This window comes from Campylobacter sp. RM15925, from assembly GCF_012978775.1.
GTDB classification, from domain to species: Bacteria; Campylobacterota; Campylobacteria; order Campylobacterales; family Campylobacteraceae; genus Campylobacter_A; species Campylobacter_A canis.
In genome coordinates this window covers 34,626-55,821 of record NZ_LIWP01000012.1, presented here as the reverse complement: position 1 = coordinate 55,821, position 21,196 = coordinate 34,626, and the positions used below count along the sequence as shown (strand labels likewise).

General features: G+C 37.2%; 26 protein-coding genes and 1 riboswitch. Of the genes, 24 read left to right on the top strand and 2 right to left on the bottom strand.

All coding sequences use genetic code 11. The features are described 5' to 3' along the window. Positions 1-164: 164 nt before the first annotated feature. The 18 genes from CDOM15925_RS07990 to CDOM15925_RS07905 are packed head-to-tail and all read left to right on the top strand — an operon-like array spanning position 165 to position 14,215. Positions 165-689, top strand: coding sequence for a 4'-phosphopantetheinyl transferase family protein (locus CDOM15925_RS07990; protein WP_169942883.1), 525 nt, complete (start codon positions 165-167; stop codon positions 687-689). 48 nt (positions 690-737) lie between these two features. Next, positions 738-1,085: a hypothetical protein gene (locus tag CDOM15925_RS07985; RefSeq protein ID WP_249934715.1), complete on the top strand. Its 348-nt coding sequence runs from the start codon at positions 738-740 to the stop codon at positions 1,083-1,085. Beyond that, the gene (locus CDOM15925_RS07980; protein ID WP_169942881.1) at positions 1,072-2,238 is read left to right on the top strand and encodes a beta-ketoacyl synthase N-terminal-like domain-containing protein; all 1,167 of its coding nucleotides are present in this window, start codon (positions 1,072-1,074) and stop codon (positions 2,236-2,238) included. Before CDOM15925_RS07985 ends, CDOM15925_RS07980 begins: the two co-directional genes overlap by 14 nt. Then, a complete protein-coding gene (locus tag CDOM15925_RS07975; protein WP_169942880.1) occupies positions 2,235-2,675 on the top strand; it encodes a hotdog family protein in 441 nt (146 codons plus the stop codon). The genes CDOM15925_RS07980 and CDOM15925_RS07975 overlap by 4 nt, the downstream gene beginning before the upstream one ends. Further along, positions 2,668-3,384: a 3-oxoacyl-ACP reductase FabG gene (gene fabG / locus CDOM15925_RS07970; RefSeq protein WP_169942879.1), complete on the top strand. Its 717-nt coding sequence runs from the start codon at positions 2,668-2,670 to the stop codon at positions 3,382-3,384. The genes CDOM15925_RS07975 and fabG overlap by 8 nt, the downstream gene beginning before the upstream one ends. Next, the gene (locus tag CDOM15925_RS07965; protein ID WP_169942878.1) at positions 3,384-4,598 is read left to right on the top strand and encodes a beta-ketoacyl-ACP synthase; all 1,215 of its coding nucleotides are present in this window, start codon (positions 3,384-3,386) and stop codon (positions 4,596-4,598) included. Before fabG ends, CDOM15925_RS07965 begins: the two co-directional genes overlap by 1 nt. A 12-nt stretch (positions 4,599-4,610) precedes the next feature. Further along, positions 4,611-5,015, top strand: a complete 405-nt coding sequence (locus CDOM15925_RS07960) for a hypothetical protein (protein ID WP_169942877.1) — start codon at positions 4,611-4,613, stop codon at positions 5,013-5,015. A gap of 10 nt (positions 5,016-5,025) precedes the next feature. After that, positions 5,026-5,445 (top strand): excinuclease ABC subunit A, encoded by a 420-nt coding sequence (locus tag CDOM15925_RS07955; RefSeq protein WP_169942876.1) that lies wholly within the window; start codon positions 5,026-5,028, stop codon positions 5,443-5,445. Next, positions 5,445-6,113: a beta-ketoacyl synthase chain length factor gene (locus CDOM15925_RS07950; RefSeq protein ID WP_169942875.1), complete on the top strand. Its 669-nt coding sequence runs from the start codon at positions 5,445-5,447 to the stop codon at positions 6,111-6,113. The genes CDOM15925_RS07955 and CDOM15925_RS07950 overlap by 1 nt, the downstream gene beginning before the upstream one ends. Then, positions 6,073-6,861: a lysophospholipid acyltransferase family protein gene (locus tag CDOM15925_RS07945; RefSeq protein ID WP_349644343.1), complete on the top strand. Its 789-nt coding sequence runs from the start codon at positions 6,073-6,075 to the stop codon at positions 6,859-6,861. Before CDOM15925_RS07950 ends, CDOM15925_RS07945 begins: the two co-directional genes overlap by 41 nt. Beyond that, on the top strand, positions 6,849-7,112 hold the full coding sequence (locus tag CDOM15925_RS07940) for a phosphopantetheine-binding protein (RefSeq protein ID WP_169942874.1): 264 nt from the start codon (positions 6,849-6,851) through the stop codon (positions 7,110-7,112). The genes CDOM15925_RS07945 and CDOM15925_RS07940 overlap by 13 nt, the downstream gene beginning before the upstream one ends. Continuing rightward, positions 7,109-7,354: an acyl carrier protein gene (locus CDOM15925_RS07935; protein ID WP_169942873.1), complete on the top strand. Its 246-nt coding sequence runs from the start codon at positions 7,109-7,111 to the stop codon at positions 7,352-7,354. The genes CDOM15925_RS07940 and CDOM15925_RS07935 overlap by 4 nt, the downstream gene beginning before the upstream one ends. After that, positions 7,332-7,886, top strand: a complete 555-nt coding sequence (locus tag CDOM15925_RS07930) for a COG4648 family protein (protein ID WP_249934714.1) — start codon at positions 7,332-7,334, stop codon at positions 7,884-7,886. The genes CDOM15925_RS07935 and CDOM15925_RS07930 overlap by 23 nt, the downstream gene beginning before the upstream one ends. Continuing rightward, positions 7,883-9,442, top strand: a complete 1,560-nt coding sequence (locus CDOM15925_RS07925; protein ID WP_169942871.1) for an AMP-binding protein — start codon at positions 7,883-7,885, stop codon at positions 9,440-9,442. The genes CDOM15925_RS07930 and CDOM15925_RS07925 overlap by 4 nt, the downstream gene beginning before the upstream one ends. Next, complete coding sequence (locus tag CDOM15925_RS07920; RefSeq protein WP_211436711.1) at positions 9,432-11,054, top strand: glycosyltransferase family 2 protein; 1,623 nt, start codon at positions 9,432-9,434, stop codon at positions 11,052-11,054. The genes CDOM15925_RS07925 and CDOM15925_RS07920 overlap by 11 nt, the downstream gene beginning before the upstream one ends. Next, positions 11,054-11,491: an acyl-CoA thioesterase gene (locus CDOM15925_RS07915; RefSeq protein WP_502707285.1), complete on the top strand. Its 438-nt coding sequence runs from the start codon at positions 11,054-11,056 to the stop codon at positions 11,489-11,491. Before CDOM15925_RS07920 ends, CDOM15925_RS07915 begins: the two co-directional genes overlap by 1 nt. Further along, positions 11,466-11,987 carry a LolA family protein gene (locus CDOM15925_RS07910; protein ID WP_169942867.1) on the top strand — a complete coding sequence of 174 codons (522 nt, stop codon included), beginning with the start codon at positions 11,466-11,468 and terminating at the stop codon, positions 11,985-11,987. The genes CDOM15925_RS07915 and CDOM15925_RS07910 overlap by 26 nt, the downstream gene beginning before the upstream one ends. After that, positions 11,984-14,215 (top strand): MMPL family transporter, encoded by a 2,232-nt coding sequence (locus CDOM15925_RS07905; RefSeq protein ID WP_169942865.1) that lies wholly within the window; start codon positions 11,984-11,986, stop codon positions 14,213-14,215. Before CDOM15925_RS07910 ends, CDOM15925_RS07905 begins: the two co-directional genes overlap by 4 nt. A 3-nt stretch (positions 14,216-14,218) precedes the next feature. Here CDOM15925_RS07905 and traT read toward each other — a convergent pair whose 3' ends face one another. Further along, entirely contained in the window at positions 14,219-14,839 is a 621-nt protein-coding gene (traT, locus tag CDOM15925_RS07900) for a complement resistance protein TraT (protein ID WP_169942863.1), read from the bottom strand. 128 nt (positions 14,840-14,967) lie between these two features. Continuing rightward, a riboswitch (TPP riboswitch) is annotated at positions 14,968-15,067 on the top strand. A gap of 24 nt (positions 15,068-15,091) precedes the next feature. On the opposite strand from traT, the gene thiS reads away from it, so the two are divergent. From thiS to CDOM15925_RS07870, 6 genes are read left to right on the top strand one after another with little or no spacing between them, the layout of a single operon-like run. Continuing rightward, on the top strand, positions 15,092-15,286 hold the full coding sequence (gene thiS / locus CDOM15925_RS07895; protein ID WP_169942861.1) for a sulfur carrier protein ThiS: 195 nt from the start codon (positions 15,092-15,094) through the stop codon (positions 15,284-15,286). Then, the gene (gene thiF, locus CDOM15925_RS07890; protein ID WP_169942859.1) at positions 15,286-15,888 is read left to right on the top strand and encodes a sulfur carrier protein ThiS adenylyltransferase ThiF; all 603 of its coding nucleotides are present in this window, start codon (positions 15,286-15,288) and stop codon (positions 15,886-15,888) included. The genes thiS and thiF overlap by 1 nt, the downstream gene beginning before the upstream one ends. Beyond that, the gene (locus tag CDOM15925_RS07885) at positions 15,819-16,649 is read left to right on the top strand and encodes a thiazole synthase (RefSeq protein ID WP_169942857.1); all 831 of its coding nucleotides are present in this window, start codon (positions 15,819-15,821) and stop codon (positions 16,647-16,649) included. The genes thiF and CDOM15925_RS07885 overlap by 70 nt, the downstream gene beginning before the upstream one ends. A gap of 21 nt (positions 16,650-16,670) precedes the next feature. Continuing rightward, positions 16,671-17,804, top strand: a complete 1,134-nt coding sequence (gene thiH / locus CDOM15925_RS07880; protein WP_249934716.1) for a 2-iminoacetate synthase ThiH — start codon at positions 16,671-16,673, stop codon at positions 17,802-17,804. Then, complete coding sequence (locus CDOM15925_RS07875) at positions 17,797-18,381, top strand: thiamine phosphate synthase (RefSeq protein ID WP_169942855.1); 585 nt, start codon at positions 17,797-17,799, stop codon at positions 18,379-18,381. The genes thiH and CDOM15925_RS07875 overlap by 8 nt, the downstream gene beginning before the upstream one ends. A 58-nt stretch (positions 18,382-18,439) precedes the next feature. Next, complete coding sequence (locus tag CDOM15925_RS07870) at positions 18,440-19,306, top strand: EamA family transporter (RefSeq protein ID WP_169942853.1); 867 nt, start codon at positions 18,440-18,442, stop codon at positions 19,304-19,306. A gap of 44 nt (positions 19,307-19,350) precedes the next feature. On the opposite strand, the gene CDOM15925_RS07865 is transcribed toward CDOM15925_RS07870, so the two are convergent. Then, the gene (locus CDOM15925_RS07865; protein ID WP_169942851.1) at positions 19,351-20,937 is read right to left on the bottom strand and encodes a DUF4214 domain-containing protein; all 1,587 of its coding nucleotides are present in this window, start codon (positions 20,935-20,937) and stop codon (positions 19,351-19,353) included. Between the last annotated feature and the right edge of the window lie 259 nt (positions 20,938-21,196).

Sequence of the window (21,196 nt, the reverse complement as noted above, 5' to 3'; positions counted from 1 at the left end):
CAAAATAGAGAATATAAGGCTTTATAGCTAAATTTTAAGTATTTAAAATTGCTACTATTTTATACTCTAAAAAGCAAAATATCAAACTTATATTTCAGTTATAGTAGCAAGAATACCGATGCGTAAAATAAAATATATAGAAAATTTATAACATTGGAGAATTTTTGAAAAATTTATTAGAACTTGTTGTTTGCTTAAAAAAAGAGCTTAAATTTAATAAAAAAATGCTTGATAAAGTAGACAAAAGAAGAGTTAAAAGATATCCTTGTTTGTTGCAATCAAAATCTTTCATAAATTCTCGTGCTATAAAATTTACATTTAAAAAGCGCTCCAAATTTTGTATATCTCATAAAGATGGATGTGTGGCGGTGCTTTTTGGAAAAGGTTCATTTGGAGTGGATGTCGAAGAGTTAAAAGATAGAAATTTTGAGCACATAAACGAATTTTGTTTTACGGAATTTGAAGAGCAAGAGTGGAACAAGTCGCTAAAAAACAAAGAAAAATTTTATCAAATTTATACCACCAAGGAAGCTTTGATAAAGGCTCAAAATTTGGGCTTTAACGAGCTTAAAGTTGTAGATTCTTTAAGATCAAGAGGATATTTTAAAAAAAGCTTTATTGTTAATGATTTGTTTATAGTTTCTGTTGTTTTTAAAGGTAAAAAAGATATAATGATTAAATTTTTATAAAGACGAGAGTTTTGTTTGAGTGTGGTTAAATTCCTAAAATTGTTTGTTTTGGCGATATTACTATCTGCCTGCAATGCTAAATTTCAACCGCCTATTTCGCCTAAATTCAGTGAAAAAAATTTTGAAGTTATTTCTAGGCAAGGAACAGGCATTCTTTATGTAGCCAGTACCGACAAGGGATATAATTTTACTTTGATTAGTGCGCTTGGAGCTCCTTTGGCAAGGCGAGTTTTAACAAAAGACGGCAAATTTGAAAATATTGGATTTTTGCCACCAAATTCAAGATACAACGATCTTTTTGTATCTGTTCTTGATATGATAAAAAACAAAGAGCATGAGAAGGAAATTTTAATAGATGAAGAAAAATTTAAGGTAAAAAGCATTGATATACGTTAGTAAGCCGTCCATAGTGAGTGCACCCGGCATGAGTGCGGATGAAAATATTTTAAATTTACAAACAGGTAAGAGGTTTTTAACTCTTTGCGATAGTTTTATAGAGGGCAAATCATTCATGCTAGGCAAGATAGGCGTTGGTTTTGAAAAATTTAGCTCTAAAACTCCTGAACATTTTAAAACTCGCACAAACGCGCTTGCCTTAAACGCTATGATGCAAATTGATAATACAATAAAAGACGCCATAAAAAAGCATGGTAAAAATCGCGTAGGTGTCGTTATAGGAACTACAACAAGCGGAGTTGAAGAAAACTACAAGATATTTAAAGAGCATGCCAAGACAGGATTTTTTGATATATTTAGATACAATGTCAGCCAAAACGCTCTGGCAAATCCTGCCGAGTTTATCGCTGATTTTTATGGATTAAGCGGAGTTTGCTTTGCTGTTTCTACGGCTTGCACTTCGGGCGTTAAGGCGATAATTGAAGCCAAAAGGCTTATTAAAGCTGGAATTTGCGATGCGGTTATTTGCGGTGGAGTTGATAGTCTAAATACTCTTACTATAAACGGGTTTCATTCTCTTGGGATACTAAGTGAGAGCGAAACTAATCCCTTTTCAAAAAATCGCGACGGTATAAATATAGGCGAAGGTGCGGGGCTTTTCGTGCTAAGCAAAGATGAAATCTCTGATATTGTTATAGTGGGCGAACATTCAAATTGCGATGCGTTTCATATGACTCAGCCTGAAACAAGCGGCAAAATGCAAGGAATTTGCATCCAAGAAGCGCTTAAAAAAGCAAATTTAAGCAAGGTTGATTATATAAATTTGCATGGCACGGGCACCATCGCAAACGATCAGGTTGAAGCTGCCGTAGTAAATGCAAATTTGCCAAATACACCGGCAAGTTCTATAAAGCCTGCGATAGGACATACATTGGGTGCCGCAGGAGCGATTGAAAGCGCTATTTGTGTGATGCTTTGCATGCAAAAAGAAGTTATTTTACCGCCTCATATATATGATGGAATTTATGACAAAGAGATAAAGAGAGTAAATTTGGTTAAAATCAATGAAAAAGCCGTTGTAAATTCTGCCATGTCGTTATCTTTTGCTTTTGGCGGAGATAATGCGGCGATTATTTTTGAAAGAGTTAGATGAGTTTGGCTGATTATTTGCCTCACGGCACTTCTATCGTGCTTATAGATGAAATTTTAGAATTTAAGCAAGATTATATCAAGACTAAAAGTATCATAAAAAGCGATAATAAATTTTTGCAAGACAGCAAATTTGAGATGTATAAAAGCATAGAGATTATGGCGCAAGCGCTTGGGATATATGACTATAAGATGCGCGAGTTAAAAGGGTTAAAATCAGGACTTGGATTCTTGCTTGGAAGCAGAAAGTTTGAGATGTTTCAGCCGTTTTTAAATATAGGGGACGAAGTTGTAATAGAGGCAAGATGTTCTTTACAGGATGAGGAGGGGTTTGGAATTTATGATTGCGAGCTTTATGCGGATGGCAAAATAGCAGCCAAAGCCCGTTTAAACGTAATAAGTCCTAATGATGAGTTTGTACAAAGGATTGTAAATGAGTAAAAAAAGAGTTTTGATAACGGGCTCAAGCAGAGGCATAGGCGAGGCGATAGCAAGACGTCTTGCGGGTAGCGGCTATGAAGTGGTTTTGCACGGAAAGAAGAAAAGCGATGCGCTAACTAACCTTGAAAACGAACTTGGACTTAAAAGCCTTGCTTTTGATGTGAGTGATACACAGGCTGCAAATTTTGCCATTGAAGAGGATATGGCTAAAAACGGCGCTTACTATGGTGTAGTCTTAAATGCAGGGATAACTCGCGATAACACCTTTGTAGCGATTGAAAAAGAGGACTGGTTTGATGTTATGGATGTAAATTTAAATAGCTTTTATAATGTCTTAAAGCCTGTACTAATGCCTATGATACGCACGAGAAAGCCTGCTAGAGTAGTTGTGATAAGCTCGGTTTCAGGCATTATCGGCAATAGAGGACAGGTTAATTATTCTGCAAGCAAAGCGGGGCTTATAGGAGCTACAAAAGCTCTTGCCGTAGAGCTTGCCTCAAGAAATATAACCGTTAATTGCGTAGCTCCGGGACTTATTGAAACAGATATGATAGATGAAAATTTGCCGATGGATGAAATTTTAAAAGCAATTCCGGCAAAAAGAGCGGGCAAAGCATATGAAGTAGCGCCATTGGTTGAGTTTTTACTAAGTGAAGATGCCTCATACATAACAAGACAAGTTATCGGCGTAAACGGAGGTCTTTGCTGATGCGTGTATTTGTAACGGGAATGGGCATAGTAAGCGCTTTTGGCAAGAGCTGGAGTGAAGTAAGAGAGAAATTTAAGCAGGGCGAAAACGCTGTTGTTTATATGAAGGAGTGGGATAGGTATAATGATCTAAATACTCGCCTTGCCGCACCCATTTTAAATTACGAGTGCCCAAAAGAGTGGGATAGAAAGCAACTTAGAAGCCTTGGTATCGTATCAAGATATAGCGTTGAAGCCGCAGGACTTGCTTTAAGTGACGCAGGACTTTTGAATGATGAGAGGATTACGGACGGCAGGATGGGCGTGGCATGCGGTTCATCCACCGGCAGCACCGAGTCGATTTTATCTATGGCTAATCTTTTAAGCACGGGTGAAAATAGCTGCAATGCTAACACTTATATAAAGATGATGCCTCACACGACAGCTGCTAATATAGCTCTTTTTTATAAACTAACAGGACGCATAATACCCACTTCATCGGCCTGTACCAGCGGATCTCATGCTATCGGATATGCTTATGAGAGCATAAAAAGCGGCAGGATAGACATGATGCTTGCAGGAGGCGCAGAAGAGCTCTGTCCAAGTGAAGCTTATGTCTTTGATATGCTTTATGCAACCAGCGTTAAGAACTCAACTCCAAAGCTCTCTCCTGCACCATTTGACTCAGGCCGAGATGGTTTGGTTCTTGGAGAAGGAGCCGGTATAATGCTGCTTGAGAGCGAAGAGAGCGCTATGAAAAGGGGAGCTAAAATTTACGCTGAAGTTGTCGGGTTTGGTTCAAACTGCGACGGCACGCACGTAACAAGACCGCAAAGCGCTACTATGAAAGGCGCGATGCAACTAGCGCTAAAAGAAGCAAATTTAACTCCCGATATGATAGGCTATATCAACGCTCACGCAACCGCTACCAAGCAAGGAGATATCGCAGAAAGCATAGCTACAAATGAGCTTTTTGGCGAAAATATAGCTATCAGCTCGCTTAAAAGCTATCTTGGACACACTCTTGGAGCCTGTGGCGGGCTTGAGGCGATATTTAGCGTTATGATGATGAGAGAGAGGCGATTTTTCCCTACGATAAATTTAAATGATATTGATGAAAGCTGCGCTCCGCTAAGATATTTAAGAGAAGAAACAGCCATAAATACCGACTTTGTTATGAGCAACAACTTTGCATTTGGCGGAGTAAATACATCGCTTATATTTAAGAAAATTTAATAAGGAGCAGTAGTGAAAAAGATATTGTTTTTAGCGATTTTGATTTTTAGTTTAAATGCCGAGGAGATATTTAATCTAAGCATTGAAGAGGCGTTTAAAAATCCTTTAGCTAAAAAATATATATTACCCGATGTAAAAGTGGAATTTGCAGATACATACACAGCTGATAGAGTTGTAGTGGCAGCCACTGCAAGCAGAAAGCAAAGAGGCGAAATATCAGATAAAAAAGATAAGTGTGAAATAGCTTTTTTGGATGCTCTAAATGCTTTTCAAAGACGAGTTAAAAAAGAAAATGGATCAAAAGCCGTAAATATAGTAAGCTTTTTGTATGGCAATGTGTTTAGTTCTAAAACGGAATTTCAATGCCTCTATACTAACAAATTTACGGTTAGACTAAGAGGCGATATAGCCAAATAAAGGAGAAATGATGAAGAAAATTTTTGCCGGTATAGCGGTTTTGGTTTTGGGTTTAAATTTAAGTGCGCGCGATGACGTGCTTTACTTTTCGATTGACGAGGTTTTAAAGTCGCCAAAGGCTGCCGAAGTTCTTAATAAAGACATCAAGCTAAGCTTTGGCTCGGGCACAAAAGGTAAAATTTTACAAAAAGGTCTCACTTCAAACAAAAAGACAAATGCATTTAATAAAAGCGATAAAGAGGCTTGCGAATGGGCATTTTTATCAGCCATCAAGACATTTCAGGAGCGAGCCGTTAAAGAGGGTGGCACGAGAGTTATAAACCTTACCGGTTATTACAAAAAGCAGCCTTTTGACTCTAAAACTCAGTTTCAGTGCGGAGCCGGAGCGCTTATGGCCGGTGTAACGCTAAAAGGCGATATAGCAAAATAATGAATTTAAGCTTTAAGGTTGAATTTTTTGACGCTATTGTTTTTGATAATTCCGGCAAAAGCGAGCTTTTAAAATATACAAAAGAATTTGATATCTCGCATATCCCGCCGCTTGAAAGACGCAGGCTAAGCAAGGCTGCAAGGTGCGCCTTTCATCTTACAAAAAGTCTTGGCGATATCGATATGCCTGTGGTTTTTAGCTCATATAGCGGAGAGATAAATAGATGTTTTGATCTGCAAAGCACGCTTGCAAGAGGCGAGCTTATCTCGCCGACTTCATTTTCGCTTTCGGTTCATAACGCCATATCTTCGCTTCTTAGTATCAGTATGCAAAATCGTCATGAAATTTCCGCTGTGTGTGCGTATGCTACTCTTGAATACTCTCTCGTGCAAGCTAAACTTCATCTTGAAAACGGTCATGATAGAGTGCTTTTGCTTGCTTATTATGAAGCTGTAAATCAGGAGTATTTTAAACAAGAAGAAGCCTCTTTTATGGTTGCTATGGTAGTTTCTAAAGGGCAGAATTTAAAGCTAATTCAAGGCGAAAAGCAAAAAGATATCGATGAAAATTTACTGCTTAAATTTTTACTAAATTTTGATATATGTAAAAAATCATCGTGGACTAGCAGTGATAAAAACTGCACTTGGCAGTGGGACTATGAGCCTTAAAAAGCTTTTGCGTCAAGCTTTGGCGGCTGTGCTTTTTATTATTTTTGGAATTATTTGCATGGTAGGAAATCTAATATTTTTACCTATCGTGATACTTGGTCTTCATAAATTTAAAACAGTTCAAAATTTATCCCGCGATAGCGTTTGGTTGTCTTGGAAATTTTTCATAGCGGTGAGTAAAATTTTTGGCTATTTAGACTATAAATTTGATATCAAAACCGATCTGGGCAAAAATTCCCAAATGATAGTGGCAAACCACCCATCTCTTATAGACGTGGTCTTTTTGATATCTAAAATTCGGCGTGCAAACTGCATAGTAAAGGGCGATCTTACTAAAAATGTATTTTTATCATTTGCTATTAAAGCGTGTGGATATATACCAAATACGGCTAACGAAGAGTTGCTTGAAAGAAGCGTTTGCGCTCTTGAAAACGGAGAAAATTTGATCGTCTTTCCCGAAGGAACGAGAACTAAAGATGAGATAAATTTCCACAAAGCCGCATCTCATATCGCGACAAAAGCGGCAAGCGAAATCATAGGCATTGCTATTAATATGCAGCCAAGAAGCCTAAGAAAGGGCGAGCCTTGGTATAGCACGCCCGATGTTATGATAAAATATGACTTTTATGAGCTTTTTTGCCTTGATATGAAAGGTTTTTTTGCTCATAAGCCAAATCCTATAAGAGCCAAAGAGCTGCATAGGTATATGAATGAAATTTACAGGAAGGAGTTTGAATGCAAGAGTTAGTTAATGAGATAAAAGAGCTTATCATAAACAGCCTGAATTTGGAGGATATGAAGCCAAGCGATATAAATGAAAATGCACCTCTTTTTAATGAAGGTTTGGGGCTTGATAGCGTAGATGCGCTTGAGCTTGGACTTGCCGTTCAGAAGCGATACGGCCTTGTGCTTGATTCAAAGACGGCGAATTTAAAAGAGATATTTTATAGCGTAAATTCGCTTGCAAAATACATTTTTGAAAAGAGGAGCGAGCAATGAAGCAAGAAGAGATATTTGAAATTTTAAAATCCTCTTTGATAGAGCTTTTTGAGATAGAAGAAAGCAGGATAAAGCCAGAAACGCTTATTTATGAAGAGCTTGAGATAGATAGTATAGATGCGATAGATCTAATCGATCACATCAAGCGAAAAACGGGACATAGACTTATGCCCGAGGATTTTAAGAGCGTAAAGACGCTTGAAGATATCGTTAAAGCGGTTGCAAAGAAATTTGAAGCTTAAAACGGCGATAAGGGCGGGAATATTTATAGCAAGCATAGCTTATCCCTTTGCGCTATTTTTTGCAAACCGATTTAGTCTAATCGTCATTGTCGCACTTGGAATTTTATGGACGCTAAGAGGAATTTTAGAAAGCGGAAATTTAAGGCTTGTTTCTTTTTTGGCGGCGGCATTTTTTGGGCTTTGTCTTATCTTTAAAGGATCGGCTTTAGCCTTTTTATATCCCGTCTTGGTAAGTCTTGGATTTTTGGCTGTTTTTGCATATAGCTTAAAAAATGAGGCGATCATAACGAAATTTGCCAGACTGAAAGAGGCAAATTTGAATGAAAAAGTTATAGCCTATACTAGAAATTTGACTAAAATTTGGTGTGGTTTTTTTATTTTTAACGCCGCTTTGGCGCTTTTTTTATCTATTCTTGAGGATAAGATTTACTGGAGCGCTTATACGGGAGTGATTTCATATCTGCTGATGGGCTCTCTTTTTGGCGGTGAGATTTTGTATAGAAAGATTTTTATTTTAAGAGATGGCAGATGAGTTTTATTGATAAGTTTAAGAATTTTAGATTTATAGATGAAGATAGGGATGTATTTGCCCAGTCTAAGAAATTTGCAAGCTATTTAAAACAAAACAATATAAAAGAGGTTGAAATTTATCTAAGTTCGGCTTGTGATTTTTGCATAGCATTTTTTGGCGCGATGATGGCAGAAGCGGTTGCTTATATTTTGCCAAAGCCGATTTTTAGCGGCGAAATGCTTAGTGTAAGAGATGAAAATTTTGCCGAATTTTTATATGTAAATGATATTTACGAGCTAAATTTAAATGAGGATAGCAAATTTTACCTTCAGACTTCAGGCTCAACGGGCAAGAGTAAAAATATAAAAAAATCTCTTAAAAGCATGATTGTAGAGGGCGAATATTTGGCTAAAATTTTTGGCTTTAGTCCTGAAAATATAATATTTGCAAGCGTTTCGCACCAGCATATGTTCGGGCTTGCTTATAGGATATTTCTTCCTATGATGATTGGCTCAAAGGCTATCGCGCGCGAGCTTAACTACCCTGAAGCAATCCTAGAGCTTGATCTTAACAATCATGTTTTAATAACCTCTCCCGTGTTGCTTAAAGCCTTGGTTCAAAGCCCAAGAGCGGACGAGATAAAGCCTATTTGCGGTATAGTTTCGGCGGGAAGCGAGCTAAAAAGCGAGCTTAGAGAAGAGCTTAATAAGCTTTGCAATGCAAAGATAATTGACATATACGGTAGTACCGAAACCGGTACGATAGCGCAAAATTTAGGCGACGGGCTTATGCTTCTTGGGCCCGTTAAGGGCGGACTTGATGAAAGAGAAGCGCTAAACGTAAGCTCTCCTTGGTGCGAGTTTTTTCAAAGTAACGATTGTGCGGGCATAGAGGGTTCGCGTCTCATCTTGCGCGGCAGGATCGATAGGATAATCAAACTAAACGACAAGCGAATAAGCCTAGAAAGTATTGAAAAAAAGCTATTTGAAAGCGGAATTTTAAGCGATTGTTATTGCGCGGTTCATCCGAAATTTAAGCGTGCGGTTGCGCTTTTGGAATTAAATAAAAGCGGGCTTGATAAATTTAGAAAATTTGGCAAAGCGGGCATAGTAGAGCAGCTTAAAGAGATACTAAAGATAGAATACAAAAATAGTGTTAGGCGCTTTAAGATAGTTGAGAGCCTGCCTAGAAATCCTCAAGGAAAATTTTCAAAAGATAAATTCGAAGAGGTTTTATTTAGGCAAATTTCGCCAAAGTGGACTAGGTGCAAAAGTGATGTTTGGGAGTATAAATTTAGCTGCGTTATGAGCGTTGAGCTTGATATATTTACTCATCATTTTGCGAGACTTCCTTTGGTGCCGGGATTTTTTCAGCTTGATTTTGTATTTGCCCTAGCTAGGAGTGTGGGGGTAAAATTTAGTGATAAAACTAGCATGGAAAATCTAAAATTTACTAAATTTGTCCGTCCAAACGATACTCTTGATGTCTGTTTTGACGTGAGCGATGAGAAGATCAACTTCGAGCTATTTTGCAACGGCGAAAAGTGCTCAAGCGGCAGGATAAAATTTGATATATAAATACGGCTTTTTAATCCCATTTTACAACCATCCGGCTCGCATAAAGCAGCTTGTAACCGAGCTTAAAAAGCATGATTTGCCCATTATAATTGTAGATGACGGCTCAGATAGCGCCGGCAAAGCCGTGCTAAATAGCCTTGAAGGCGTTATTATCTTAACTAGAGAGCAAAACGGCGGCAAGGGCGCTGCGATGAAGGACGGGTTTAAATTCGGGCTTGAAAACGGCTTTAGCCATCTTTTTCAGATAGATGCGGATTCTCAGCATGATCTTAGCGTAATAAGCGAGTTTTTAGCTTGCAGCAAAAAAGAGCCTAAAAAACTCATATGTGCAGCTCCCGTTTATGATGAAAGCGCGCCAAAAGCTAGGGTTCACGGCAGAAAAATAACAAATTTTTGGATATATATCAACACTCTTGGCGCAGATATCAAAGACGGGATGTGCGGATTTAGAATTTATCCCTTAAAAGAGCTTGAAACGGCGATTTCCAAAAGCAAGACCGATAGAATGGAATTTGATACTGAAATCCTTGTAAACGCCCATAGAAGCGGTGTTAAGATGGAATGGATAGATATAAGGGTATTTTACGAAAAAGGCGGCGTGTCGCACTTTAAAATGCTAAGAGACAACGCGCTTATATCGCTTATGCACGCTAAGTATTTTTTAACTATGCCAAAATTTGCTTTTGATAGATTAGCAGGCTCTAAAAGCGATAAAATGTGGTGGCAAAAGCATGAGCGAGGCGGCAAAAATTTATTAAATTTGACACTATTTTTAACAAAATACACGCCAAAATTTCTTTTGAATTTTCTGATAAAAATCGTAGTGTTTTTTTACTACGTCACCTCAAAAAAGGAGCGTGAAAATATTAAGAAATTTAGAGAAAATTTAGCCAAATTTGCGGGCAAAGAGTGTGTCAAAGATAGTAGCGTATTTAGTAATTTTTATGAATTCGGTGTTGCGATTTGCGATAAATTTAGAGTATGGCGAGGCGAGATAACCTTAAATGAGATCAAGGCGATAAATTTAGAAGCGATTCAAAACGAGCTCATAAATGCTAAAAGAGGGCAGGTTATACTGACCGCTCATCTTGGGAATATTGAAATTTGCAAAGCGCTTTCAACTAAAGTCGGCGGACTTGATATGGTTATTTTAGCCTATGATAAAAATACACGGGAATTTGCTGAGACTATAGCCAAGATAAGCGGTAAAAGCGTGCGAGTGATGCTTGTTAACGAGCTTGACGTAGAGGCTATGCTGGAACTTAAAAACATAGTAGATAGCGGCATTCATATAGGCATAATGGGCGATAGAGTGCCTATAAGCGGGGATAAATTTAGCGAGGTTAGCTTCCTTGGGCAAAGCGCTAAATTTAACTACGGACCGTATCTGATAGCCGGAATTTTAGGCGTTGGCGTAAGCTCTCTTTGGTGTCAAAAGGTGGGAGATAAATTTGATATAGAGCTAATTAAAATCGCTGATCAGATAAAGCTTTTTAGGGATAAACAAGCAAGCGTTAAGCCATATCTTGAAGCTTATGTAAGAGAGCTTGAAAAAAGATGCGTTCAAACGCCTTCTCAGTGGTTTAATTTTTTTGATTTTTGGGGTCAATGATGAGTGAAATTTCAAAGAAAGTTATCATAAAAGCTCAGTTTTTCGATGTGGATTCTATGAACGTGGTTTGGCACGGCAACTATATCAAATACCTTGAAACAGCGCGTTGCGAACTGCTTGATGAGATAGGATATAACTACGAAGCGATGAAAAACGACGGCTTTGCTTTTCCTGTCGTTAAGCTTGACATCAAGTATGCAAAGCCTGTGTTTTTTGGCGATGAGATCGAGGTTGAGGCTATTTTGGTTGAATTTGAGAGCTTTTTAAAATTTAGATACATCATAAGAAACGTCAAAACAAAAGAGAAGCTAAGTGTGGCAAATAGCTCGCAAGTAGCGGTTGATATGAAGGACATACAAACTTGTCTTGTGTTGCCCGAACCCATTAAAAAAGCGATAAAAAGGTATCAAAATGAAAAACTTAATAGTAATACTTAGTCTTGGTTTAAGCTTGTTTGCGACTAGTTTTGAAGAGATAAAATCAAACATAAAAACTCAAAACATAAGCGGAAGTTTTACTCAGACTAAAATTTTAAAAGGTTTTAATAATGCTTTTAAAAGCTATGGCTCATTTTCTTTAAAAGAAAATGAGCTACTTTGGCAAAACAGCAAGCCGATTTCTTCAACTCTCATCATAAACAAGGACGGAGTTTTTCAAAAAAACGGCGATGATCTTATAAAAACCGGTCAAAATTTCGATGAAAAGCTATTTTTGGCTCTTGTTAGACTTGATGAAAGAGAGCTAAAAAAAGAGTTTGAATATAAAATTTCATCTTCAAGCAAAGGCTGGGATATCGTGCTAACGCCTAAAAATTTACTTTTAAAGCAAATTTTTACTCAAATTTCATTAAGCGGAGATGAGTTTTTAAAACGACTTGAACTTGATGAGGTAAGCGGAGATAAAACAATAAACGAATTTTATGATATAAAATGAAAAAAATCTCTACTTTTTGTCTGTTCCTTCTTGTCTTTTTTGTGTCTGTTTTTTATATCGTAAGCGAGATAAAAAGAGTTGAAACCGATATATTCGCTCTTGTAAATTTTAAAGAAAACGAGCGTGAATTTAAGCTTTTAAAATCCATGCAAAAAGATTTTTCAAATGAATTTTTATTTATGAGCGACTCGAAAGAATTTGCTTTAAAGGCTAAAAAAACCGCTTTTGAATTTAGTATTTTTGATGAATTTAACGCTACGACAAATATCAATCTTTCAAACTATCTTGATGAGATAAACCGGCTTAAGATGGCTATGCTTAGTAAAGAAATTTACCAAGAGATAGTTGGGGGTAGCGGCGAGTTTTTTAAAAAAAATGCCGAAAGCTTTTTTAATCAATTTGCTTTTAAACCGCTTAGCCCAAACGATGATTTTTTCGGTTTTTCAAGTCATTTGAGTGTAGATGATTCAAAGGTAAGCCTTGATCTTTCAAGCCTTATGCTTAGGGTTAAAGACGAAAATAGGGATTTTTATCTCATAAAAGCAAGGCTTAAAAATGGCTATGATGATAAAAAGCTTATTAAATTTTATGAAGAGATAAAAGCTCAGGCGGACAAAGAAAATGCAGAGGCGTTTATAAGTTCGGGTGCGCTTTATTCGGCTTTTGCAAAGGAGAGGGGAGATAAAGAGAGTCTTTATATGAGCCTTGTTTCGCTCTTTCTAAGCTCTGCTTTGTTCTTACTTGCCTTTAGAAATTTCAATATATTTTTTATTATTTTTGTTGCGATTTTCGGATTTGCTTGCGGCTTTGCAGCCTCGCTTGCGGTATTTGCAAGCGTACATATTATGGTTGTGGTTATAGGCACCAGTCTTGTGGGTCTGATGTTTGATTTTGCTCTTCATTGGCTGGGCAAAAGTCAAAATATAAAAATAAGCAGATACGGTATGCGCCCTATGCTTGGCATATTTTTGCTGGGACTTGTTATCACGATGAGCGGATATGGGGTGTTTGTGTTTGCAAAGCTTGAGATTTTAAAACAGATTGCGGTCTTTTCTTTTTTTACGCTTTTTGGTGCGTTTTTGTTTACATATTTTTGTTTGCCTCTCATTCTTGAAGGCAAAATTTTCACTCAAAGCAAAATTTTTACTGAAATTTTAAATAAATTTGAAGAATTTTGCCTTGTGTTTGCAGGCAAAATCGGAATCAAATTTGTATCTTTGCTTGCGATTTTTCTTGCTTCTGTTTTGCTACTAAATTTATCAAATTTAATTACCACCGATAATATAAAAGAGTATTCAAGCTCTCCTGATGAGCTGCTTTTGCAGTCAAAAAAGATATCAGAGCTTAGCGGACTTGCAGGATCTGGTTTGATGATCGTGGTTAAAAACAGCAATGATGTCTTGCAAGCTGAAAATAAACTTTTAAGCGAGCTTAAAGTCGAAAATTTAGTTAAAAACCACGAATCCATATCTAAAATTTTTCTAACCCAAAGCGAGCAGGAGAGTATAAAAGACGCTTTTAAAAAAGCTAAAAACGATCCTAAGATGATAGAAATTTACACAAATTTGGGCTTTGATGAAGATATGATAAACAAAGAGTTTGACAAAGTATCTCAAATTAAAACGCTTAGTTTGGATGAAATTTTAAAATTTGGTATTGCAAAAGATTTTAAGCGCTTCTTGCTTGATGAAAATTCAAGCGTAATTTATGCAAAAAATTTTACAAATAACGATAAAAGCGATGAAATTTTAGCTTCAAACGATGCTTTTGTAGTCGATTTTTTAAGTGCGCTTAATCAAAATTTCACTGAAGCTAAAGCGTCTGCGGCTATGCTTAAACTTATAGCCTTTTGTCTTGCGTTTGTGCTTTTGTGGGTGTTTTTTGGCGCTCTTAAAGCCTCTTTGGTTATGAGCTTAATCACGCTTGGAGTTATGAGTACGCTTTGCGTTTTTGTCTTGTTTGATATGCATATAAACATCTTTGTAGTGTTTGGACTTATCTTGGCAAGTGCGGTCGGGATTGATTATATGATATTTGCTCTAAATAAAAATTTGAGTGTAAATGAGCGTATCTTTGGCATTATGATGGCGGCGGTTACCAGCTTCATATCGTTTTTTATGCTTGCTTTTAGCACCACAGGCGCAATCAGCTTATTTGGTCTTAGCGTTAGTCTTTGCGTGGCTTTTTATGCGCTTGCCGCCAGTGTTTTGAGCGCAAGAAATTTATAAATATCAGAATATGCCTACTATCTGTTTTGCTATTTTGCTTTCAAGTGCCTTTATAGCATCTTGAGGCTTCATGCTCCCGTTTGCCGTGCCTATGGTGTAAGTTTTTTTGTCTATTTGTTTGTTTTTGCTATTTTGACTCACCAATATATCAACCTTCATCTCATAGACCATGCCGCTTGAAAAATTATCCATTATACTGTCTACGAACGACGAACTGATATTTGAAACGACATCGGCGGCTGATTTGTTTGTTTGCTTTACGGCTGAATTTGTTTCGGTTTTAACCGCTTTGCCTATACCGTAATCCTCTTTTTTGTTTTTTGTATCTCTCTTTTTTTCAAACGAAACTACGCTTGTTGTAAGGACAAACATTGCATCCTCTGCTGTATTTGCTATCTTGTATCCTTTTGATTTAAGTCCTTCGCTGAGATACTCTTGTAAGTCTATCTCTTCGCCGCTTATATTTTTGGAATTTATATATATTGTCTTGTTTTGGCTATCAACAGGAGACAGGATGATATTTTGCATCATTTTTACGCTTGTTTCAGGAGAATTTCCTCCGGCACACCCTGCAAATAAAATCAGACATGAGCTTAAAACTATATAAAACAGACCGTTTTTCATCTTAACCTCCTATAAATTTGTGATAATAAGTGATTATATAACTTATTAAATAATAAATCAATATAAAGTTTACATTGTTTTAATACCTTGTAGCCAAGCGGCAAATTTAAAAAATTAAGTTATAATCACGCATGTGTCAGGGGAGCGTTAGCTGAGATTAGGTGCAAGCCTTAGACCCTTAAACCTGAAGCGGATAATGCCGACGTAGGAAGATGCGCTACTTCTGATGCAAATTTAATCCAAAGACAAAATATGCTAATTATAAACGGCAAAGACGAGAGTGAATTTATAGGGCGAAATTTGCAAGATTTTCTCTCAAGTAAAAATTTTAAATCCCAGCAAGTTGTAGCCGAATTAAACGGCGAAATTTTGCCAAAAGATAAATTTGATACTATTTTAAATGACGGCGACAGGGTAGAGATAGTCTGCTTCGTGGGCGGCGGCTGATGAATAAAATGTTTAGCCGAAATGTAGCGGGCGCTACAGACGCTCTTAACGAGCTTAATATCACTATTTGCGGAGCGGGCGGGATAGGCTCGAATTTAGCCGTTATGCTTGTGCGTTCGGGCGTTAAGAAGCTCACGATAATTGATTTTGATACGGTTGAATTAAGCAATCTAAACCGCCAGCACTACTTTCTAAAAGATATTGGCAAGCCAAAAGTAGTCGCACTTAAAGAAGTTTTGGAAAGTATTTCGCAAGTGCAAATCGAGGCGATAGAGGCTAAGATCACCGCTGAAAACGCAAAAGAAATCTTAAAAAACTTTGACGTGATTTGCGAAGCGTTTGATAGCGCCGAACAAAAGGCTATGATTGCAAATTTTGTGCTTGCAAATTTAGATAGCGTGTTTATAGCAAGTAGCGGAATGTCGGGACTTAGCGGAGAGATGAAAGTGCGAAAAGTAAGTGAAAAATTTTATGTTTGCGGTGATGAAACAAGCGATATGAAAGATGGAATAATGAGCCCAAGAGTAAATATATGTGCGGGCATGATGGCGAATTTGGTGCTAAACTTGGCTTTGCAAAGAGCAAAAAAGGAGCGTGCGTGAAAGATGATTTTTTAGAGCTTGGCGGACATAAATTTAGTTCTCGCTTCATCTTGGGTTCGGGCAAATTTTCTCTATCTTTACTTGAGGCTGCGATAAAAGACGCAAAAGCTCAGATCGTTACGCTCGCGCTTCGCAGAGTAAATGAAGGCGGAAGTGAAAATATACTTGACTTTATCCCAAAAGATATCACTATCCTACCAAACACTTCAGGGGCCAGAAATGCAGATGAGGCCGTGCGTATCGCAAAGCTTGCGCGCGAACTTGGATGTGGCGACTTCGTTAAAGTCGAGTGTATAAAAGACAGCAGATATCTGCTGCCTGATAACTACGAGACGATAAAAGCGACGGAAAAACTTGCGAATTTGGGCTTTGTCGTAATGCCTTATATGTATCCTGATCTAAACGTGGCTCGCGATCTTGTAAATGCGGGTGCTGCTTGTGTGATGCCTCTTGGGGCGCCTATCGGCACAAATAAAGGACTCGCCACTCGTGAATTTATCAAAATTTTAATAGATGAGATAGAACTGCCCGTGATAGTTGATGCGGGTATCGGAAGCCCCGCTCAGGCTTGCGAGGCTATGCAGATGGGTTGCGCTGCCGTGATGGCAAATACCGCTATAGCAACTTCAGGAGATGTGCGAGCGATGGCAAAAGCTTTTGCACTCTCTATTGAGGCTGGCAGGCTTGCTTATCTGGCGGGGCTTGGCGAGATTAGCGAAGCGGCAAGAGCGTCTAGCCCGCTAAGCGGATTTTTGGAGTAGGGCGTGAAAAATTTTGACGTGATGAGCTATATGGACGGCATGCAGCGCATAGATGAAAGCTTGATGAATCGTGTCTTAAATTTGCGTGAAAACTACAAGTATGAGGGCTATACGAAGTCTGATGTAAAAAGAGCTCTTGGTATGAGTCGTGTCGATGTAGAAGGGCTTCGTGCGCTTTTAAGTCCTGCGGCTGGCAAGTTTTTAGAAGAGATGGCGGCGCGCGCTCAAAGTGAGATGAAAAGGCATTTTGGAAACGGCATTGAGCTTTTTACTCCGCTTTATATCTCAAATTTTTGTGACAGTAACTGCGTGTATTGCGGATTTAGCTCGCATAATAAAATTTCGCGCTTAAGACTAAAGATAGACGAGATAAAAACAGAGCTTGAAAGTATCGCAAAAAGCGGGCTTAAAGACGTGCTAATCCTTACAGGCGAGAGCGCTAAGAAGCGCGATTTAAACTATATCGGCGAAGCTTGCAAGGAGGCTGCAAAAGTATTTAGCAACGTCGGAGTTGAGATTTATCCGCTAAATTCCGATGAATACGCATACTTGCATGAGTGCGGCGTGGATTATGTGATAGTGTTTCAAGAGACTTATAGCCCCGAAAAATACGCCAAGGTTCATATCGGTGGACAAAAGATGAGCTTTGCTTATCGCTTTAACGCTCAAGAAAGAGCCCTTATGGGAGGAATGAGAGGTGTCGGATTTGCCGCCTTGCTTGGGCTTGATGACTTTAGAAAAGATGCCTTTGCGACGGCGATTCATGCAAATTTCATTCAGCAAAAATACCCGCATGCAGAAATCGCTATATCCTGCCCTCGACTAAGACCTGCTAAAAATAAAAGCGAAATAAATGCGGGCGAAGTTGATGAAAAAAGCCTTTTTCAGGTAATTTGCGCTTATAGAATTTTTCTTCCTTTTGCTAATATCACGATCTCAACGCGCGAGAATGCCAAATTTAGAAACGGTATCATAAAAGTAGCCGCTAGCAAAATTTCAGCAGGAGTTAGCGTTGGAGTCGGCACTCACTTGGATGGAGTCAAAAGAGGCGATGAGCAGTTTGAGATAGACGATACTCGTGGAGTGGATGAAATGTATAAAGATATCTTAGCGCTTAATCTGCAACCTGTGATGAGTAATCACATCTATGTTTGAGCTCATTTGTGTTACAAATAGGCACTTAAGTAGCGATTTTTTAGGCGATTTATCGCGTATAGTTAGCGAAAAAAAGCCAAATGCTGTCATCTTAAGAGAAAAGGACTTGGATGAGTGCGAGTATGAACATTTGGTCTTAGAGGTGCTAAAAATCACTAAAAATTCAAGCACTAGGCTTATTTTGCATACTCATTTGGATGTTGCTTTAAGTCTTGGAATTAAAAATTTACACCTTTCTTTTGGAGAGTTTTTGAAATTTAACGAGACAAAAACCAAGCGAGACTTGGTTAAAAATGAAAATTTAACTATCGGAGTTTCGGTTCACTCTCTTGATGAAGCCATTCTAGCACAAAATTTAGGTGCAAAATATGTCGTAGCGGGACATATCTTTAAAACCAAAAGTCATGAGAGTACGCCACCTAGAGGACTAGAATTTTTAAAAGAAATTTGTGCAAATTTAAACATCAAAACATACGCTATCGGCGGGATAAATTTTAAAAATTTAAGCCTTATAAAGTATGTTGGAGCTAGTGGAGCTTGCATGATGAGGGAGTTTTTGAAATTTGATCAAAGCTAGCGGGAAGCTAGATTTAAGGCTAATTTATTATCATTTTAAAATTTATTAAGGATAATCGGTGAATAAACTTGTTTTTGTGACATTGCTTTGGGCTTTTAGCTTTAGTTTGATAGGGGAGTTTTTAGCAGGTAGAGTAGATAGCTATTTTGCGGCATTTTCGCGTGTTGTTTTGGCGCTTTTGGTCTTTTTGCCTTTTATGAAATTTGAGACAAAAAATGCCGCCATATACGCTAAAATCACACTTATCGGCGCTATTCAAATAGGAGCTATGTATATCTTTTACTATAACTCATTTTTGTATCTAAGTGTGCCTGAGGTGGCGCTTTTTACGATATTTACACCTTTTTATGTGAGCGTGGTTTATGATCTTTTTGCTAAGCGCTTGCGACCGCTTTATCTGCTTAGCGTTGCGGTTGCGGTTTTGGGAGCTTTTATTATCAAATACGGCGGTATAAATAGCAACTTTTGGCTTGGATTTTTAATGGTTCAGGGTGCGAATTTATGCTTTGGAGTCGGACAGAGTGCGTATAAATTTTTGCTTGAAGATAAAGGATTTAACGAACAAAAGGGTCTTTTTGGATGGTTTTTTGTAGGAGCTTGCTTGGTAACGGGATTTGCGTTTGGCATGTTTGGAAATTTTGAGAAAATTTCGCTTGATACGACTCAGTCTTTAGTGCTTCTATGGCTTGGGGTCGGAGCTAGCGGACTTGGGTATTTTATGTGGAACAAAGGTGCTTGCGAGGTTGATAGCGGCACTTTGGCAATCATGAATAACGCGCTTATACCTGCTGCGATTATTGTAAATTTAGTATTTTGGCATAAAGACGCAGACATTGTTCGTCTTGTCATTGGCGGAGCTATTATTTATATATCTTTGATTATCCATAACAAGATAATTTCTTACTATCAAAAAGCAAATGAGTAATTAATTTATTGCAGTATGGTAGACATACTGCAATAAAGATTAAATTAGAAGTGTATAAAGTCCGCCTCTACATTACTTTGTCCCAGAAGATTGTTCAAGGCGTCTATTTTATTTTCAATTGTGATAAAATCATTAGTCAGTATATGTTGTATGCTTGAGTAATATCCATTTGGTTTTGTCTCGTAGAAAAATTCTCGTGAAACAAGTGATGATATCGGTGTATTTGCAAATTTTATCAGGATATCGTTATCTGTTACAGAACCGCTTCCGTCAAAATCAAGCAAATAGTAGCTATCATTATTTTTTTGTACTAGAGATTGTCCTATATATTTATATGGTGTTTCAAATATTGATATATCGTGCACTGTTATTTTAGACGATAGCTCTTTTAGTGTTTGAACTAAAAAGTTTTTTTGCTCATTAGAGTATTGGCTTTGCATTCTGGTATCTATAAAGCTTTTAGATGTGCTTATACCGGCATCCTTTAAATCTAATAAATTAACATCTTTGTATTTACCTTGTGTAAAATAAATTTTATCAGAGTTAAATCTTGTGTTGGATACAAATTTATGTATTGGTGCTATAACTTCAGGAGCAATCGTATCTATGGTTTCACTATATGCTTTTACAAAATCAAACGCAACATCATCTTGTGGTAGGCTTCGTATATCAGCTTCTGTTTTATTCGGAAATTTAAGCAATACATCCCCTAAAGATACCTTCATGTTGCTATCATCATCAAGAAACACATATAAATCTTTTCCTCTTTGAACAAATGCTTCATCTTCTCCATAGTTTATTTTGTTTTCGGCTTCTTTTAATACATTTTCAAGAAATTGCTCATAATCTTTTGAATATTGTCTTACTACTTGTGTAGGTTCAGGTCCATCTGGGGTCATATATGATACATAAAATTTATGGCCCTTGCTTGAATAGTGATAATATTCCTCTGTTGGAGTATCGTTTATAATTGGGTTGTTGCTATCAGTTTGTGAATTGCCTTCTAGTATTTCCTTTGATATCTTATCCTTACTATTGCTTGCTAATACCGCATCTATATTAATGTTGCTATCTAATGATGATATTTTAGTGTCGTTTATCACGTTTTTGATGTCTTGTGCTGTAAAATTTGCTTTTATAGAATTTGCTATGCCTACAAAAGGTTTTAATTGCTCTTGTAGGTTATTGCCGTTTGGTAAATTTTGAACCATATCTGCTGTTGTGTTTGAAGCAACTATCTTGTTTATAAGTAGGTTATGAGCTTCTTTGGTGGTAGCATCTGGTGAATTTGCATATTTGGTATCAAGTACTGCTTTTAAAATTTCAGAGACCAAAGTTCCTTTGTTTACACCTTTGTTTAGGTTATTCGTCCAAAAGTTAATTCCGTCAATGTCTTGATTGGGATTTTTGTTTAATGTTGTTTTGTATATATGTTCTACAAAAGACTTATTGTTGTTCATCTTTGCACCAAAGAACTCTTTTGCAGGCTGTGTTTCTAGCATATAGTTGGCTAGTTCATAATAGTTCAAATTATATTTTAATGCTAAATTCTGCCAATATTTATTACCAGATCCTTCGCTAGCTCTACCAAATATACTTATATATAAGGCTGAAATTTTAGATTGATTCATATGCACGCCTGCTCCTTTTATTTGTATTTATTTTTAGTTAATGTTTTAGCAAAAATATATTAATAAATATTTTGTTTTATAAAAATAATTTTATGGTATAAAACTGCTGTTAGATATGTGACTTTATGATACCTAAGATCAAAACATCTTAAAATGCATTTGAAATTATATATTTTGATACTTTTCAAAAAAACTTGAACACGGTGATATCAAAAAATATTAAAGAAGTCAACTATAATATATCTATTATTTTAATAAA